At 68.1% G+C, this 16535-nt stretch carries 15 protein-coding genes; 4 read left to right on the forward strand and 11 right to left on the reverse strand.

The window, feature by feature from the left end; genetic code table 11:
• Genes AB3G45_RS04640 through nadE form a run of 3 tightly spaced genes read left to right on the forward strand, consistent with a single transcriptional unit; the run spans window position 1 to window position 2778 of the window.
• A complete protein-coding gene (locus AB3G45_RS04640; RefSeq protein WP_367829469.1) occupies window positions 1–255 on the forward strand; it encodes an acyl carrier protein in 255 nt (84 codons plus the stop codon).
• Window positions 256–268: 13 nt separating this feature from the next.
• Complete coding sequence (locus tag AB3G45_RS04645) at window positions 269–1795, forward strand: class I adenylate-forming enzyme family protein (RefSeq protein WP_367829470.1); 1527 nt, start codon at window positions 269–271, stop codon at window positions 1793–1795.
• Window positions 1792–2778: an NAD(+) synthase gene (gene nadE, locus AB3G45_RS04650; RefSeq protein WP_367829471.1), complete on the forward strand. Its 987-nt coding sequence runs from the start codon at window positions 1792–1794 to the stop codon at window positions 2776–2778. Before AB3G45_RS04645 ends, nadE begins: the two co-directional genes overlap by 4 nt.
• Before the next feature lie 48 nt (window positions 2779–2826).
• Here nadE and AB3G45_RS04655 read toward each other — a convergent pair whose 3' ends face one another.
• From AB3G45_RS04655 to AB3G45_RS04675, 5 genes are all read right to left on the reverse strand, one after another.
• On the reverse strand, window positions 2827–4554 hold the full coding sequence (locus AB3G45_RS04655; protein ID WP_367829472.1) for a biotin carboxylase N-terminal domain-containing protein: 1728 nt from the start codon (window positions 4552–4554) through the stop codon (window positions 2827–2829).
• 112 nt (window positions 4555–4666) lie between these two features.
• Complete coding sequence (locus AB3G45_RS04660; RefSeq protein WP_367829473.1) at window positions 4667–6256, reverse strand: 5-oxoprolinase/urea amidolyase family protein; 1590 nt, start codon at window positions 6254–6256, stop codon at window positions 4667–4669.
• A 7-nt stretch (window positions 6257–6263) separates the two neighbouring features.
• Window positions 6264–7073 (reverse strand): putative hydro-lyase, encoded by an 810-nt coding sequence (locus AB3G45_RS04665; RefSeq protein ID WP_367829474.1) that lies wholly within the window; start codon window positions 7071–7073, stop codon window positions 6264–6266.
• A complete protein-coding gene (locus tag AB3G45_RS04670; protein ID WP_367829475.1) occupies window positions 7070–7852 on the reverse strand; it encodes a LamB/YcsF family protein in 783 nt (260 codons plus the stop codon). Before AB3G45_RS04670 ends, AB3G45_RS04665 begins: the two co-directional genes overlap by 4 nt.
• 21 nt (window positions 7853–7873) lie before the next feature.
• Window positions 7874–9139, reverse strand: a complete 1266-nt coding sequence (locus AB3G45_RS04675) for an NRAMP family divalent metal transporter (protein ID WP_367829476.1) — start codon at window positions 9137–9139, stop codon at window positions 7874–7876.
• Between the two features lie 245 nt (window positions 9140–9384).
• Between AB3G45_RS04675 and AB3G45_RS04680 the strand changes: the two genes are divergently transcribed.
• Window positions 9385–10047 (forward strand): GntR family transcriptional regulator, encoded by a 663-nt coding sequence (locus AB3G45_RS04680; protein ID WP_367829477.1) that lies wholly within the window; start codon window positions 9385–9387, stop codon window positions 10045–10047.
• A gap of 13 nt (window positions 10048–10060) precedes the next feature.
• On the opposite strand, the gene AB3G45_RS04685 is transcribed toward AB3G45_RS04680, so the two are convergent.
• From AB3G45_RS04685 to AB3G45_RS04710, 6 genes are all read right to left on the reverse strand, one after another.
• A complete protein-coding gene (locus AB3G45_RS04685) occupies window positions 10061–10474 on the reverse strand; it encodes a type II toxin-antitoxin system VapC family toxin (RefSeq protein WP_367829478.1) in 414 nt (137 codons plus the stop codon).
• Complete coding sequence (locus AB3G45_RS04690; protein WP_367829479.1) at window positions 10471–10719, reverse strand: type II toxin-antitoxin system VapB family antitoxin; 249 nt, start codon at window positions 10717–10719, stop codon at window positions 10471–10473. The genes AB3G45_RS04685 and AB3G45_RS04690 overlap by 4 nt, the downstream gene beginning before the upstream one ends.
• Window positions 10720–10790: 71 nt before the next feature.
• The gene (locus AB3G45_RS04695; RefSeq protein WP_367829852.1) at window positions 10791–12392 is read right to left on the reverse strand and encodes a GMC family oxidoreductase; all 1602 of its coding nucleotides are present in this window, start codon (window positions 12390–12392) and stop codon (window positions 10791–10793) included.
• A 17-nt stretch (window positions 12393–12409) separates the two neighbouring features.
• On the reverse strand, window positions 12410–13939 hold the full coding sequence (locus AB3G45_RS04700) for an FGGY-family carbohydrate kinase (protein WP_367829480.1): 1530 nt from the start codon (window positions 13937–13939) through the stop codon (window positions 12410–12412).
• Between the two features lie 30 nt (window positions 13940–13969).
• Window positions 13970–14812, reverse strand: coding sequence for a class I fructose-bisphosphate aldolase (locus tag AB3G45_RS04705; protein WP_367829481.1), 843 nt, complete (start codon window positions 14810–14812; stop codon window positions 13970–13972).
• Entirely contained in the window at window positions 14785–16533 is a 1749-nt protein-coding gene (locus AB3G45_RS04710) for an FAD-dependent oxidoreductase (protein WP_367829482.1), read from the reverse strand. Before AB3G45_RS04710 ends, AB3G45_RS04705 begins: the two co-directional genes overlap by 28 nt.
• Between the last annotated feature and the right edge of the window lie 2 nt (window positions 16534–16535).

Consider the following 16535-nt stretch of genomic DNA (forward strand, 5'->3'; position numbering starts at 1 on the left):
ATGTCCGACGAGACCAAAGCCGCCATCCGCACCTTCATCGTGGAAAATTTCCTGTTTGGCGACGACAGCCAGCCGCTGCCCGCCGACCTGTCGCTGATCGACAACGACCTCGTCGATTCGACCGGCATCCTCGAACTGGTCGGCTTCCTCGAAGAGCGCTTCGCCATCCAGGTCGCCGATGCGGACATCGTGCCGGCCAATCTCGACACGATCGAGCGCATCGCCGCCTTCATCACCCGCAAGCAAGCGGCCTGACGGCGGGTCGGCCATGCGGATCGAGCGATACCTTCAGGACAGTGCAGCCCGCGACGGCGCCCGCACGGCGATCGTCTCGGGCGAAGTGCGGCTGGACTATGCGCGCTTCCTCGATCTTTCCGTCCGCATGGCCACGACGCTGCGCGCACGGGGCGTCGGGCGCGGCGACCGCGTCCTCGTCCTCCTCGACAACGGCTGGCAGGCCGCCGTCGGCGTCTTCGCCACCTGGATCGCCGGCGCGGTCCTCTGCCCCGTCAATCCGGCGACCAAGAGCGCAAGGCTCGCGCAGATCGCGCGCGACTGCACGCCCGCGCTGGTCTTCGCGGAAGGCCGCCTCGAACGGCTGCTCGACGAGACGCCGGAAATCGCCGCGACGCCCCGTATCGTGGCGGACGCCGGCTTCGAGGCGGGGCTCCACGCCGCGCCGCTCGCGGCCGACCCGCTGCCCGACACCGACCTTGCCGCGCTGATCTACACGTCCGGCTCGACGGGCGAGCCGAAGGGCGTGATGCTCGCCCATGAGAACATGGACGCCGCGGCCCGCGCGATCACCACCTATCTCGAAAACACCGCCGCCGACACGATCCTCGTCGTGCTGCCCATGTCCTTCGGCTACGGCCTCAACCAGCTCGTCACCGCCATGCGCTGCGGCGCGACGCTCGTCATCGAGAAATCCTTCGCCTTCCCGCAGGCGATCTTCGAGAGTATCCGCGACGAGCGCGTCACCGGCTTTCCGCTCGTGCCGGCGATGGCCGCGATGATGATGCAGGCGCGCGACCTCGATGCCTCGCTCCTTGCGAGCCTGCGCTACGTCACCAGCGCCGCAGCCCCCATGCCGCTCGCCCATCTCGACTGGCTGCGCGCCGTCCTGCCGCAGGCGAAACTCTATTCCATGTACGGCCAGACCGAATGCACCCGCGCAAGCTGGCTGCCGCCGGGCGAGATCGACGCCCGGCGCGGCTCGGTCGGCATCGCCATACCGGGCGGCCGGGCCGAGGTCGTCGACGAGGCGGGCGCGCCGGTGCCGCCCGGCACGATGGGCGAACTGGTGATCAGCGGACCGCACGTCATGCGCGGCTACTGGCAGAACGAGGCCGCAACGCGCCGCGCGCTGCGGCCCGATCCGCGCACGGGGACCCTGCGCCTCCATACCGGCGATCTCTTCACCGCGGATGCGGACGGCTATCTCACCTTCGTCTCGCGCATGGACGACATGATCAAGTCGCGCGGCGAGAAGGTCGCGCCCAGGGCCGTGGAGGACGTGCTCTGCCGCATGCCGGGCGTGGCCGAAGCGCTCGTCGTCGGCATTCCCCACGAAGTCCTCGGCCAGGCCGTCAAGGCGGTGATCGTCGCCTCTGACCCGGCCCTCACCGAGCGTGACGTGCTGCGCTTCTGCGCCCGCCATCTGGAAGACCACATGGTCCCCAAGCAAGTCGAATTCCGGGAATTCCTTCCCAGGACCGATTCCGGCAAGGCAAGCCGCCGGCTTGCCGCCGAACCCGCCAGCCCGACCGGCCAAGAGACAGGATCGCCTGCATGACCACGCCGAAGCCTCATACACCCGCCTTCGCCCCGCTCGTGCTCGACCCCGCCGCGGAGGTGGAGCGCATCGCCGGCTGGATGCGCGACCGGCTGCGGCTCGACCTGCGCAAGCGCGGCCTGGTGCTGGGCCTTTCAGGCGGCATCGATTCCAGCCTCTGCGCCGCGCTCGCCGTCAAGGCGCTCGGCGCGAAGAACGTCTTCGCCCTGTTCATGCCGGAAAACGATTCCGACCCGGAAAGCCTGCGCCTCGGGCGCAGCGTCGCCGAGACTTTCGGCATCGAGAGCATCGTGGAGGATATCGGCCCGTCGCTTGCCGCCATGGGCTGCTATCAGCGCCGCGACGCCTTCATCCGCGAGGCCGTTACGGAATACGAGGCCGGCTGGGCCTCCAAGATCGTCTTCGACAACCCGATGACGACGGGCGGCTACAACATCTCCTCGCTCGTCGTGCGTTCGCCGGACGGCGAAATGCGCAAGGTGCGGCTTTCGGCCGGTGCCTATCTCGGCATCGTCGCGGCCACCAACATGAAGCAGCGCACCCGCAAGCAGCTCGAATATTACCATGCCGACCGGCTGAACTTCGCCGTGCTCGGCACGCCGAACCGGCTGGAATACGACCAGGGCTTCTTCGTCAAGAACGGCGACGGCGCGGCCGACATCAAGCCGATCGCCCATCTCTACAAGTCGCAGGTCTTCCAGCTCGCCGCCCATCTCGGCGTGCCCGCCGACATCCTCGCGCGCCCGCCCACCACCGACACCTATTCGCTGCCGCAGACGCAGGAGGAGTTCTACTTCGCCCTGCCCTACGACAAGATGGACATCTGCCTCTACGGGCTGGAGAACGCCGTGCCGGCCGCCGAGATCGCCGCCGCGACGGGCCTTTCGGCCAGCGACGTCGAGCTGGTCTGGACGGATATCGCCGCCAAGCGCAAGGTCGCGCGCTACCTGCATTGCGCTCCGCTCACGATAATGGGGGATTGAGCGGCCGTGGTTCCGGCGGAGGTCACCCGCCGGAACGCCGGAAAGGTCTCAGCCTTCGAACACCATCAGAGTGTCGCCGGCCTGAAGATAGTCGCCTTCCTTGACCCGCAGGCGAAGGGTGCCGGCCTTGGGGGCAAGAACCTGCGTTTCCATCTTCATCGCCTCCATCACGGCCACGAGATCGCCCTCCGCGACCTTCGCGCCATCGGCGACCTTGAAGGCCTGCAACGTGCCGGAAACCGGGGCGGCGATGCCGTCCTCGGCGGGCTTGCCGGCCTTGCCGGCAGGGGCCGCACCCTGCCCGGCCGCGCCGAGGCCGGCGAGAAGCAGGCTGGGGAGAGCGAGCGACACGCGCTTGCCGTCGATTTCGAGATGGGTGCGCACCAGCGTCGGGTCCTCGGCGGGCTCCGGCCGGGCCATGGCCTCGGGCATGGCGGCGAAATCGGTCTCGATCCAGCGGGTATGCACCTTGAAGCCGTCCGTGCCGATGAAATCCGCCGTGTCGATGGCGGCGCGGTGGAACGGCAGGACCGTCGTGACGCCCTCGATGCGGAACTCCCTCAGCGCGCGGCGGGCGCGGCGCAGCGCTTCCTCGCGGTTCGCGCCGGTCACGATCAGCTTGGCGACCAGCGAATCGAAGACGCCGGGCACGGTGGAGCCGCTGACGACGCCGCTGTCGAGGCGCACGCCCGGGCCGGACGGCGGATCGAAGACGGTGATGGCGCCGGGCGTCGGCAGGAAGCCACGGCCGGGATCCTCCGCGTTGATGCGGAACTCGATGGAATGGCCGCGCGGTTCCGGCGTCTCCAGGACGCGCAGCGGCAGGCCCTCGGCGATGCGGAACTGCTCGATGACGAGGTCGATCCCGGTCGTCTCTTCCGTAACGGGATGCTCGACCTGCAGGCGGGTGTTCACCTCCAGGAAGGAGATCGTGCCGTCGACGCCGAGCAGGAACTCCACCGTGCCCGCGCCGGAATAGCCGGCGGCGGCGCAGATCGCCTTTGCGGCGGCGTGGATCTTCCGGCGCTGCTCGTCCGAGAGGAAGGGCGCCGGGGCCTCCTCGATGAGCTTCTGGTTACGGCGCTGGGCCGAGCAATCGCGGGTGCCGAGCACCAGCACGTTGCCGTGCCTGTCGGCGAGGACCTGCGCCTCGATATGGCGCGGACGGTCGAGGAAGCGTTCCAGGAAGCATTCTCCACGGCCGAAGGCGGCCGTCGCCTCGCGCACGGCGGATTCGTAGAGGTCGGCGACCTCCTCCATCTTCCAGGCCACCTTGAGCCCGCGCCCACCGCCGCCATGCGCCGCCTTGATGGCGACCGGCAGGCCGTGCTCCTCCGCGAAGGCGACAACCTCGGCCGCCGAGGACACCGGGCCGTCGCTGCCGGCAACGAGCGGCGCGCCGACGCCCTGCGCGATGCGCCGCGCCTCGACCTTGTCGCCGAGCGCCTCGATGACGGATGGATCGGGGCCGATCCAGATGAGGCCCGCGCCCTGCACGGCGCGCGCGAATTCGGCGCGCTCGGAAAGGAAGCCGTAGCCCGGATGCACCGCATCGGCGCCGGCCCTCTTCGCGACCGCGATCAGCTTTTCGATATCAAGATAGGTTTCCGCCGGGCGCACGCCTTCGAGCCCGTAGGCTTCGTCGGAAAGGCGCACGAACAGCGCGTCCGCATCCGGATCGGCATAGACGGCGACCGACTGGAGGCCGTAGTCACGGCAGGCGCGCACGATGCGCACGGCGATCTCGCCACGATTGGCGATCAGCACTTTCTTCATGACGGTTCTCCTAAAGCAATTCCAGCAAAAGTGCGGAGCGGTTTTGCGTCCGGAATTGCGTTAAAACAAAAGGACAGAGCGTTTTCGCGTTTCAGGGAAAAGCGATAGCGCTCTAGCGGGTCGCGGCGATGTCGGCGAAGGGGCCGATCGGGCGGAAACGGATTTTTGCATTGATCGGAATCTGGCCGGCGAGGTCCAGATGGTATTCGGCAACGGCGCCGATGACGGGATAGCCGCCGGTCAGCGGATGGTCGGCGAGGAAGAGCACCGGCTGGCCGCTGTGCGGCACCTGGATGGCGCCGGTCGCCGTGCCTTCGCTCGGCAGCTCCGCGCTGTCCTTGCGCTCCAGGGGCACCTCGCCGGCAAGGCGGATGCCGACGCGGCTCGATTGCGGCGTGACCTGCCAGAACTGGCTCGTCAGCGTCTCGATGCCCTTCTGCGTGAACCAGTCCGTGCGGGGGCCGAGCACCACGTCGAGCGTCACCACGTCGCCGGCCGAGGGCAGGTCGAAGGCGGGAACCTCGTCGGTCGAGACGCTCGCCAGCCTCGCCGTATTTCCAAGCGCCAGCACCGCCCCGGCCTTGACCGGCTCGGGACCGACGACGGCCAGCGTATCGGTCGCCGCGCTGCCGAGGACGGGGGCGACGTCGAAACCGCCGCGCACGGCGAGATAGGCGCGCATGCCCGCCTTCGGATGGCCGATCGTCACGACGTCGCCCGGTTCCAGCGCGATGGGCTGCAGGATCGAAAAATCGCGGGCGCGGCCTTCCGCGTCGCGAACCGTCACGGGACAGGCCGCGCCGGCAAGGCCGATCACGGCGCGCGCGGTGCTTTCGAAGGAGAAGCCGCCGAGGGTGAGTTCAAGCGCCGGCGTGTTGGCCGGATTGCCGACGATACGCCCCGCGGCGTTGAAGGCCGCGCGATCCAGCGCGCCGGAAGCGGAAACGCCCTGCCCCGTCTGGCCGAAGCGGCCGAGATCCTGGAAGAAAGCCGGCATGGGCGCGGCCAGCACCCTGAACTGCGGCGCATCCGCGGCAATGGCGTGATCCGCCTTGGTGGCGGGCTCCGGAATGCTGACCGTCCGGCCCGCCGCCTCCATGTCGAAGAAGCGCACGCGATAGCCGGGCTGGAACAGCGCGCCGGGCTCGCGGTCGATATCCCACATCCTGACCGGCGTCGTGCCGATGATCTGCCAGCCGCCGGGGCTCGCCTGCGGGTAGACGCCGCTGAAGGCGCCCGCAAGGGCGACGGAGCCGGCCGGAATGCGGGTGCGCGGGCTCTTGCGGCGCGGCACAGCGAGGGCCGGATCACCGCCGACGAGGTAGCCGAAGCCCGGCGCGAAGCCGCAGAAGGCCACGGTGAATTCGCTTTCCGTATGCCGGCGCACGACCTCCTCGACGCTGAGGCCGGTCAGGTCGGCAACGTCGCGCAGGTCCTCGCCGTCATAGCGCACGGGGATTTCGACCAGATGCTCCGACGGGGCGACCTTCGCCGAAAGGTCGCGGGTGCTGATCCACGCCGAAATATCCTCCGCCGTCACCTTTTCGGGGCGGAAGCGGATCATCAGCGTTCGCGCGGCCGGCACCATCTCCTCGATGCCGTCGATCGGATCGGCCGTGAGCGCGGCGAAGAGGGCGAGCGTCTCGTCCAGATCGGCAAGCTCGACGAGGATGGTGGTCAGGCTGACAGGAAGAAAGCGCATCGAACCCTCACGCGTGGTAGGCGGAATCGGGAATGTCGGTGATGAACATGTGGCCCGGCGCATGGGTGATGGCGAAGGGCACGCCCGATGCCATCACGGCCGCCTGCGGGGTGACGCCGCAGGCCCAGAAGACCGGCACTTCGCCGGGCTCGATGCGCACCGCATCGCCGAAATCGGGCTTGGCAAGGTCGGCGATGCCGATCTCGGCGGGCGCCCCGACATGGACCGGCGCGCCGTGCACGGCCGGGAAGCGGCCGGAAATGGTGGCGGCGTCGGCGACGCGCGCGGCCGGGATCGGCCGCATGGAGACGACCATGTTGCCCTTCAGCCGACCGGCGGGCCGGCAGGCCTTGTCGGTCAGGTACATCGGCACGTTGGTCCCGTCCGTCAGGTGGCGGATCTCGATGCCGGCCTCGACCATCGGCGTCTCGAAGGTGAAGGAGCAGCCGATGAGGAAGGCGACGAGATCGTCGCGCTCCGCCCAGGCCGCCGACGCGTCCGGCGTCTCCTCGGCGAGCTTGCCATCGCGCCAGATGCGGTAGAGCGGCAGGTCGGTGCGCAGGTCCGCGCCGGGCGCCAGCAGCGTCGTCGGCGAGCCCGGATCGGAGACGTCGAGCACCGGGCACGGCTTCGGGTTGCGCTGCGCGTAGAGCAGGAAATCGAAGGCCCAGTCACGCGGCAGCACGATCATGTTGGCCTGCGTGAAGCCCGGCGCGATGCCGGAGGTGGGCGTGACGAGCCCATTCCGATAGGTCGCCCGCGCCTTGCGGGCGGCCGTTGCGTCGGCATGGTCCAGGAAGGCGGTGGGGATCGTCATGGCCGCTCTCCTCGGGACTTGTCGGCGAAGGAGCGGATGGCGATGCCTTCCGCCTCGAAGCGGCGGCGGATTTCCTGTGCGATCGCGACCGCGCCGGGGCTGTCGCCGTGCACGCAGATCGACTGCGCCTTAATGCGGATCGTGCTGCCGTCGATGGCTTCCAGCGTGCCCTCGCGGGCAAGCTGCACCATGCGGTCGGCGATCTTCGCTTCGTCGTGCAGCACGGCGCCGGCCTCGCGGCGCGAGACGAGCTCGCCCTTCGGCGTATAGGCGCGGTCGGCGAAGGCCTCGGCGACGACGGCGAGGCCGGCCTTGCGGGCAAGGTCGAGGATCGGCGCATTGGCAAGGCCCATCAGGACCAGCGAGGGATCGACCGCCTTGATGCCGTCGATGACCGCCTGGCCCTGTTTCGCATCATGGGCGATGCGGTTGTAGAGCGCGCCGTGCGGCTTGACGTAGCGCACGGTGGTGCCCGCCGCGGCGGCCACCCCCTTGATCGCGCCGATCTGGTAGATCACGTCGGCGATCAGCTCCTCCGACGTCGCGTCGAGGTCGCGCCGGCCGAAGCCGACGCGATCGGGATAGGAGACATGGGCACCGATGACGACACCGTTCGCGGCGGCCGCCTTGACCGTGCGGTAGATGCCGGCCGGATCGCCCGCATGGAAACCGCAGGCGATGTTGGCGGAGGAGACGACGGCGAGCATCGCCGTATCGTCGCCCATGCGCCAGGCGCCGTAGCTTTCGCCGAGATCGCTGTTGAGATCGATCGCTGCCATGGTTCTTCCCTCCCCTTTACCTTAGAGACCGAGCAGGCCGAAGATCGTGCCGGCCGACTTGTAGCCCATATACCACGTCAAGACGCAGACCAGGACGCCGAGGACGAGCAGCCAGCGCGGATAGCGGTAGCCGCCCATCAGGTCCTCGCGCTTCCAGGCAGCGAAGAGGAAGATGGAAAGGCCGATCGGCAGGATGAGGCCGTTGAGGCCGCCGACGAAGACCAGCATGGCGGCCGGCGGCGTGGTGATCAGGAGGTAGCAGACCAGCGAGATGGCGATGAAGACGACCGTCGCCATGTTGCGGGCACGCTCGCTGATATCGTGCTTGAACACGGTGATGAAGGAGATCGAGGTATAGGCCGCGCCGATGACGCTGGTGATGGCCGCCGCCCAGAAGATGATGCCGAAAAGGCGCAGGCCGACATCGCCGGCAGCCGCCTGGAAGGCCTGTGCGGCCGGGTTCGCCGCCTGGCTCGCCGTGTCGATGACGACGCCGCTGGCGACGACGCCGAGGATAGCGAGGAAGAGCACGTAGCGCATCAGGCCGGTCACGGCGATGCCGGTGAGCGCCGCGCGGGTGACCGCCGGCAAATGTTCCTGGCCGACCATGCCGCGGTCGAGCAGTCGGTGCGCGCCGGAATAGGTGATGTAGCCGCCGACCGTGCCGCCGACGATGGTGGTGATCGTGGCGAAGTCGATCGTGTCGGGCAGGACGGTCTGGAACAGCGCCTCGCCCACCGGCGGGCCGGAGACGAAGGCGACGTAGAGCGTCAGCACGATCATCAGGATGCCCGCGAAGACGATGAAGCGGTCGACCGCGAGGCCGGCGCGCTTCGACAGGAAGATGCCGATGGAGAACACGGCGCTGATCGCCCCGCCGATCTTCGGATCGAGGCCGAAGACCGCGTTGAGGCCGAGGCCGGTGCCGCCGATATTGCCGATGTTGAAGAACAGGCCGCCGACGATGACGAGGATGGCCAGCAGGTAGCCGGAGCCGGGAATGGCGGCATTGGCGACGTCGGAAGCGCGCAAGCGCGTCAGAGTGACGATCCGCCAGATGTTCAGCTGCACGACGAAATCGATGAGGATGGAGGCGAGGATGCCGAAGGCGAAGGCGGCGCCGAGCGTCGTGGTGAAGGTCGCCGTCTGGGTGATGAAGCCCGGGCCGATGGCCGAGGTCGCCATCAGGAAGATCGCGGCGATCAGCGCCGAGCGACGGGATTTGGCGGTGTGAAGACCCGGCGCGACCACACCCTGGCCGGCAGGCAAGACTGCATTCTGTTCCATGAGATTTCTCCGCTCTCACGCACCCGCCCCTCGCGGGTGGTTCCTGGTCGAATGATGAACCGCTACACAAAAATGTCAAGATTGTTGAACAATATTTCCGTATCGTTCCTTATTCTGGCCGTTTTACCAATCACATAGCATGAGATTTCCTGCACTTTTCGGCCCCATCGCCCACCCATCCATGCTATGGCCAGCCGGGAAAGAGGGCGCCGGGGAATAGACGGAATCGGGCCCGGGAGACGACGATGACGGATGACGGAGAAGGCCTGCCGCTGGCGGATCGATTGGCGCGGCGCATTCGCGCGGCCCTGATCTCGGGTGAGCTTTCGCCCGGCCAGCGCCTGTCGGAGGCCGCCTTCAGCGACCGCTTCGAGGTCTCGCGCAACTCGCTGCGCGAGGCCTTCCGCCTGCTCACCAAGGACGGCCTGCTACGCCACGAGGCCAATCGCGGCGTCTTCGTCGCCGTGCCCTCCATGGCCTCGATCATCGACATCTACCGCGTGCGGCGCATGCTGGAATGCGGCGCGCTGCGCCAAGCCTGGCAGCAGCATACGGCGATCCGGGCGATGCGCGCGGCGGTGGAGATGGCCCGTGCGCGGCGCGCCGAAAGCGACTGGATCGGCGTCGGCAGCGCCAACATGGTGTTCCACACCGCCGTCATCGACCTTGCCGACAGCGCGCGGCTCAACGAATTCTACGAGCGGATCTCGGCGGAACTGCGCCTCTGCTTCGGGCTTCTCAACGACCCGGAACATCTCCATTCGCCCTTCGTCGACATGAACGACGCCATCACGACGCTCGTCGAGACGAACCGGCCGGAGGAGGCCGCCGCGCAGATGGAGACCTATCTCAACCTTGCCGAACGCACGATGCTCAAGGCGCTGGAACGGGCTTCGGAACTCGCCTGACGAGTTTCGGCCGCTAGAACGCCCAGGGATCGACGAGGTCGACGCCGGTACCGGTAAAATCCCGGATGTTGCGTGTCGCAAGCCGGCCGCCATTGACGCGAGCGATCGCGGCGATCATGCCGTCGGGCGCCGTCATCGGGCGGCCTTCCCGCACTGCCTGCCCCATGATCTCGCCATAGGCAAGGGCCGCCGCCTCCGTCAGGCCAAAGATCCGCCCGGCAAAGCGGCGGCGCCATTCGGCGAGACCCTGCTCCAGCCGGTCCGCCCGCTCGTCCGGCCTGATCTTCTGGATGCCGAAAGCGATCTCGGCGATCGTCACCGTCGGCAGCGCCAGTTCGGCATCGAACCGTATGAGCCAGGCGAGCACGCTTTCCGCCGGCACCTTCTTCAGCGTCTCCGACACCACATTCGTGTCGAGGAAGATCACAGGTCAAGGCCCTCGTGCGGCGTGCGGTGTTCACGGATCGCGGCTTCCAGGTCGACCTCCGTGCCGAAATCGGCAGCAAGCCGCCGGTAGAAGCGGGCCGCCGGCTCGCCGCCGGCCTCCCGCACCGCATAGGCCTCCAGCGCCCGCTCGACGATATCGGCGATCGTGCGGTTTTCCCGCCGCGCGAGGCGGTGGGCGAGATCGCGGGCGCGGGCGCTGCGGACGGAAAGCTGCGGTTCTGCCATGGGGCCTCCTTCGAGAGAATATAGTTCCTCTCACCTTTGCCATCAAGATGGCAGCGGATGGCATGCCATCATCATCGCGCCAGGATCGCCTCGGCCGCCTTCTCCGCGATCATGATGACCGGCGCGTTGGTGTTGCCGGAGACGATGGCCGGCATGATCGAGGCGTCGACGACGCGCAACCGGTCGAGGCCGTGGACACGGAGCTTCGCATCGACCACCGCCATCGGGTCGCTGCCCATCCTGCAGGTGCCGACGGGGTGGAAGATCGTCGTGGCGATGTCGCCGGCGCGGCGGATCAGTTCCTCGTCGCTGTCATATTCCTTGCCGGGCAGCATTTCCTGCGGACGGAAGCGGGAAATCGCCCTGGTCTGCATGAGGCTGCGGGCGTGGCGGATGGACTTTACCGCAAGCAGCCGGTCGCCGGCCGTCGAGAGGTAGTTCGGACGGATTTCCGGCGCCTTGGCGAGATCGCGGGTCGTCACATGCACCGTGCCGCGGCTTTCAGGCCTGAGATTGCACACCGAGACGGTGACGGCGGGATAGCGGTGCAGGGGCTCGCCCAGCCGGTCGGTGCTGAGCGGCTGGACGTGATATTCGAGGTCGGGCGTCGCGACGGCGGGATCGCTCCTGGCGAAAATGCCGAGCTGGCTCGGCGCCATGGAGAGCGGGCCGGAGCGGGAGACCGCATATCGCAGCCCCATGCCGGCCCGGCTGAAGAGGTTATGGTAGAGCTGGTTCAGCGTGCGCGCGCCCTCGATCCGGAAGACCGTACGGATCTGTAGATGGTCCTGCAGGTTCTCGCCGACACCCCTCAGGTCGTGGTGGACGGGAATGCCGAGGCCGGAAAGCAGGTCCGGCCGGCCGATGCCCGACAGTTCCAGGATCTTCGGCGAGTTGATCGCGCCGGCCGACAACACCACCTCGCGCGTGGCGCGGGCAAGACAAGTCCGGCCGCGCAGGCGAAAACGCACGCCGGTCACCGTCCTGCCGTCGAATTCCAGCCGCTCCGTTTCCGCCCCGGTCAGGACCCGCAGGTTCGGCCGCTTCATGGCCGGCCGCAGGAAGGCCTTCGTGGTGTTCCAGCGCAGGCCGCCGCGCTGGTTGACCTCGAAATAGCCGGAGCCCTCGTTGTCGCCGCCGTTGAAATCGTCGGTCTTCGGAATGCCGAGTTCCTCTGCGGCATCGCGGAAGGCGTCGAGGATCGGCCAGGAGAGCCGCTGGCGCTCGACGCGCCATTCGCCGCCCGCCCCGTGCAGGGCGGATTTTCCACGGTAATTGTCCTCCGACTTCAGGAACCAGGGCAGCACGTCGTCCCAGCCCCAGCCGGCATTGCCCGCTTGCCGCCAGCCGTCGTAATCCGCTGCCTGGCCGCGCATGTAGATCATGCCGTTGATCGACGAGCAGCCGCCGAGCACCTTGCCGCGCGGATAGTTGAGCGCGCGGCCGTTGAGGCCGGCCTCGCCCGCCGTCTTCATCATCCAGTCGGTGCGCGGGTTGCCCATGCAGTAGAGATAGCCGATCGGGATATGGATCCAGTGGTAGCGGTCCGAGCCGCCGGCCTCCAGCAGCAGCACGCGGTTCTTCGGATCGGCCGAAAGCCGGTTCGCCAGAACGCAGCCGGCCGAGCCGGCGCCGACGACGATGAAGTCGTAGCTGCCTTCGTCCACCGGCATTTCCTGTCCATCGACGGTCACGCTGCGACTCCTGCTGCCATGTCCCGAGACGCCGAGAGCCGCCGCCAGAGCGGCGTCATCGCCGCGCCGATATCCCTGTAGAGCGCATAGCGCCGCTCGTAATGCGCGGAAAGGGCGCCGTTCGGCCTGTAGTGCCGGTCGGTCCGCACCATGGCATTGGCACCGTCGGTGAAATCGGAAAAGAGGCCGACCCCGGTGCCTGCCGCAATCGCCGCGCCGAGCGCGCCCGTCTCGCGCGAGACGGCGACGGAGACCGGCACGCCGAGCACGTCGGCGAAGATCTGCGGCCAGAGCCTGCTGCGCGAGCCGCCGCCCGAAAGGGCGGCCTCCTCGAATGTCGCGCCGGCCTTGCGGATCGTCTCGACATGCTGGCGGTGGCCGAAGGCGACGCCTTCGAGCAGCGCGCGGACGAGATGGCCCCTGGTGTGCCAGCCGGCAATGCCGTAGAAGCCCGCCCGCGCATGGCCGTCCTGCTGGGCGCCGTAGAGATAGGGGTGGTAGAGCGGATCGTCCGCCGCGGGCTCCACCGCTGCGGCATGCGCGCAACACGCGTCGAAGGGCGAGATTTCCGCCGCGTGGTCGCCCTCGAAGAACTCCCGCACCAGCCATTCGAGATTGGCCGCCGAGGTGGCGCTGTTTTCCATCGCCATGTAGCGGGTCCGGTCGAAGGTCGAGGACATGAAGACGGGGCCATCGAGATCCGGGCCGTCGATGACCACCTGGTTGATGCTCCAGGTGCCGGCGATGATCGAGGCGCTGCCGGTGCGCGAGACGCCCGAGCCGAGCGCCGAAGCGACGACGTCGAAGAGCCCGCCGATGACGGGCGTGCCGGCGGCAAGGCCGGTCTCCCGCGCCACCGCCTCCGTCACGTAGCCGGCGATATCGGCGCTTTCGATGAGCGGCGGCAGGAGATCCATGCAGTCGCCAAGACCGTAGGCCTCCATCAGCGCCTTGTCGTAGCAGCGGGCGGCAAGGTCGATGAGGCCGGCGCCGGACATGTCCGAGACCTCGCTGACGCGCCGGCCGGTCAGGCGGTTGACGACGAAATCCTTGGAGAAGAACACCGTGCCGATGCGCTGGAAGAGGTCCGGCCGGTGGCGCTTCAGCCAGGCGAGCAAGGTCGGCGTCTGCGAGGGCCAGGGGCGCTGGCGGGCGATCGGATAGGTCCGTTCGCCGACGCCCTCGGCCCGCCAGGTCTCGACGAGGCCGGTCGCGCGCGTGTCGAGCGACTGGATGCCGATGAGCGGCTCGCCCGCCCGGTCGAGCGCATAGAGCCCGTTGCCGTGGCCGGCGCAGCCGATGGCGGCGATGTCGCTTGCCGCAATGCCCGCCTTGTCGAGGCAGGTGCGGATGACGCGCCGCGCATTAGCCCAGAGTTCGCCGAGATCGCGCTCGACATGGCCGGGGCTCGGCATGCGGCTATGGCCCTCCTCGCCCGCATGCGCCAGCTCCCGGCCCGTCCGGTCGAAGATCACCGCCTTGATCACGGTGTTGCCAGCATCAAGCCCCAACAGATAATCCTGCATGCTGAACCCCTCCCAAGGTTCTCGTCCATCTTATCCCTGCTGATAGCGTGCGAAAGCCTCTTCGCCACTCGCATCCGCATGGATGATCGCCATCAGCCCGCGCACCACGGCGCTCGGATTGGCGTGCTGGTAGATGTTGCGCCCGTAGACCATGCCCACGGCACCCTGCCGCATCAAGGCCGCGGACTTGTCGAAGACGGCGCGAAGGTCCTCCTTGCCGCCGCCGCGCACCAGGACCGGGCAGCGCGCCGCCTCGACGACACGGTGGAAATCCTCGGCATTCGTCGTCGGGTCCGCCTTGACGATATCGGCGCCCATCTCGCGGGCAAGCCGCGTCAGCGTGACGATCTTCTCCGCGTCGCCGTCGACCATATAGCCGCCGCGCTCCGTCACCGGCTGCATGACGAGCGGTTCGATCATCAGCGGCATGCCGTATTTTTCACAATCGGCCCGCACGCGCGAAATATTCTGCACGCACTGGCGGAAGAGATCGGGCTCGTCCGGCAGCATGAAGAGGTTGACCACCACGCAGGCCGCGTCCATCTCCAGCGCGCCGATCAGCGGCTCCGCCTCGTTCTGCAAGACGGCCCACATGTCGCGGTGGCGGATGCGGTTATAGGGATTGCCCATGTCGATGCGCATGACGAGGGCGGGCTTGTCCTTGCCGGGAAGGCCCTGCAACAGGTCGGCCTGGCCGTAGTTCATCTGGATCGCGTCGGGCCTCGCCTCGACCAGCGCCTTCACCACGGCCGGCATGTCCTCCAGCCCGTCGAGGAAGGACGGCTCGTTGCACACGCCGTGGTCGATCGCCACGTCCAGGCAACGGCCGTTGCCGAACAGCCGGTTCATCCGGACCTTGCGGTTGTCTCGCATGTTTCACTCCTGTGTTCGTTCCGTGCGGAAAGGGTTTTTTCGGTGACGCCGTGGCGGTCGTCCATGAGGGTCAGGAAACGGCTTCGCTCTTCGGCCTTGCGCGCCGGGGGCCAGGCCTTCTCGGTGGCGAGGAGATCGAGGGCGGCATCGGCCATGGCGAGGGAAAGCTCGCCGGAAATCGCCAGCGTCGTGCGGCGCAGCAGGAGGTCGTCGAGATGTTCGACCGCCTCGCTGCGAATGAGATTCAGGACTTCGCGGGCGCTGTAGCCGGGATGGGGCAAGGCGTGATCGGGCCCGGCCGCGACGAAGCGGGCAACAGTGTCCGCCTCCGTGCCGTAGCGCTCGAAAAGCGCTTCGACGCGCGCAAGGGGAAGGCCGGTCGACGCGGCCAGGGCCTGCACCCAGCCGTCGCCGTCCTCCGGATAGTCCCGCCCGCCGCCGAGCGGGCGGTCCGCCGTGTCGATGCGGCGCGGCAGGCCGAGCCGGTCGAGCGCCATGTCGGCGGAGAGTTCGCCGAAGGAGCGGAACGTCGTCCACTTGCCGCCGATCATGCAGAGCACCGGCGGCCCGCCGTCGCGCCCTTCCAGGACGGTGCAGAAATGGTCGCGCGGGATGCGGCCGGTAAAGCTGTCCTTGCTCGCCGGCAGCGGGCGCACGCCGGAAAACTGGAAGACGATCTCCTGCGGGCGGATGCGGATGCCGGGCAGCACGAAGGCGAGCGATTGCAGGATATAGTCGCGCTCGTCCGTCTCGCAGCGCACCGTGCCGGGATCCTCGACGCGGATATCCGTCGAGCCGACCAGCACCTTGCCGAGATAGGGGAAGAGGATGCAGATGCGCCCGTCCTCGTTCTCGTAATAGATCATGTGGCCGCCGAGCATGTCGCGCAGCGCCGGATTGTCGATGATGAGATGCGAACCCTTGGTGCCGCCCACCAGCGGCGCGGGCCGCGCCGCCTGCGCAAACAGCGTACCGTTGGCGATGTCGATCCAGCCGCCGGTCGCATTGACGATGAGCCGCGGCCGGAGGGCGATCGCCTCGCCCGTGAGACCGTCGCGCAGATCGTATCGCCCGCCGTCCGCCGCCTCGATCGTAGCATAGTTGAGCGCCCGGGCGTTCTCGCCGCCGGAAAGGCCGTCACGCAGCACCTCGATGCCGAGGCGTTCGGGATGGCTGACCCAGGCGTCGTGATAGGTCGCCGAATTGCGGATCGCCGGGCTGAGCGCCGGCCATTTTTCAAGGGTCGCCCTGCGGCTGCGGAACTCATGCTTCGGCATCAGCGCCCGCTTGCGCGTGAGGAAATCGTAGATACCGAGCCCCGCCTTGATGGCGATGGCGCCGCGGCGGCTGGGGCGGCGGGTGAGGCCGAGGAAGCGCACGATGCCGTTGGCAAGGCCGGAGAAGGTATCGAAGATCGGCACCGTCGTCGGCAGCGGCGCGACATAGTGCGACGCGTTGCGCAAAAGCCGGTCGCGCTCGACGAGCGCTTCCCTGACGAGGCCGAACTCGCCGTTTTCAAGGTAACGCAGCCCGCCATGGACCATGCGCGAGAGCGCCGCGCTCGCGCCGGAGCAATAGTCCGCCTTCTCGACGAGGAGCACGTCGACGCCCTGCAGCGCAAGCTCACGGAAGACGCTGAGCCCGTTGATGCCGCCGCCGAGGACGCAAACGTCCACCTTCGGGCTCCGGCGGAGCCCGTCCAAAGTCTCTCTCCGGTTCATGA

The organism is Shinella sp. S4-D37, from assembly GCF_040812195.1.
In the GTDB taxonomy this organism is placed as follows: Bacteria; Pseudomonadota; Alphaproteobacteria; order Rhizobiales; family Rhizobiaceae; genus Shinella.

Bases quoted from the DNA above. Each gene is read 5' to 3' on its own strand.
- AB3G45_RS04640 (WP_367829469.1), top strand. From the start codon at position 1: ATGTCCGACGAGACCAAAGCCGCCATCCGCACCTTCATCGTGGAAAAT.
- AB3G45_RS04645 (WP_367829470.1), top strand. From the start codon at position 269: ATGCGGATCGAGCGATACCTTCAGGACAGTGCAGCCCGCGACGGCGCC.
- nadE (WP_367829471.1), top strand. From the start codon at position 1,792: ATGACCACGCCGAAGCCTCATACACCCGCCTTCGCCCCGCTCGTGCTC.
- AB3G45_RS04655 (WP_367829472.1), bottom strand. From the start codon at position 4,554: ATGAAGAAAGTGCTGATCGCCAATCGTGGCGAGATCGCCGTGCGCATC.
- AB3G45_RS04660 (WP_367829473.1), bottom strand. From the start codon at position 6,256: ATGCGCTTTCTTCCTGTCAGCCTGACCACCATCCTCGTCGAGCTTGCC.
- AB3G45_RS04665 (WP_367829474.1), bottom strand. From the start codon at position 7,073: ATGACGATCCCCACCGCCTTCCTGGACCATGCCGACGCAACGGCCGCC.
- AB3G45_RS04670 (WP_367829475.1), bottom strand. From the start codon at position 7,852: ATGGCAGCGATCGATCTCAACAGCGATCTCGGCGAAAGCTACGGCGCC.
- AB3G45_RS04675 (WP_367829476.1), bottom strand. From the start codon at position 9,139: ATGGAACAGAATGCAGTCTTGCCTGCCGGCCAGGGTGTGGTCGCGCCG.
- AB3G45_RS04680 (WP_367829477.1), top strand. From the start codon at position 9,385: ATGACGGATGACGGAGAAGGCCTGCCGCTGGCGGATCGATTGGCGCGG.
- AB3G45_RS04690 (WP_367829479.1), bottom strand. From the start codon at position 10,719: ATGGCAGAACCGCAGCTTTCCGTCCGCAGCGCCCGCGCCCGCGATCTC.
- AB3G45_RS04695 (WP_367829852.1), bottom strand. From the start codon at position 12,392: ATGCCGGTGGACGAAGGCAGCTACGACTTCATCGTCGTCGGCGCCGGC.
- AB3G45_RS04700 (WP_367829480.1), bottom strand. From the start codon at position 13,939: ATGCAGGATTATCTGTTGGGGCTTGATGCTGGCAACACCGTGATCAAG.
- AB3G45_RS04705 (WP_367829481.1), bottom strand. From the start codon at position 14,812: ATGCGAGACAACCGCAAGGTCCGGATGAACCGGCTGTTCGGCAACGGC.
- AB3G45_RS04710 (WP_367829482.1), bottom strand. From the start codon at position 16,533: ATGAACCGGAGAGAGACTTTGGACGGGCTCCGCCGGAGCCCGAAGGTG.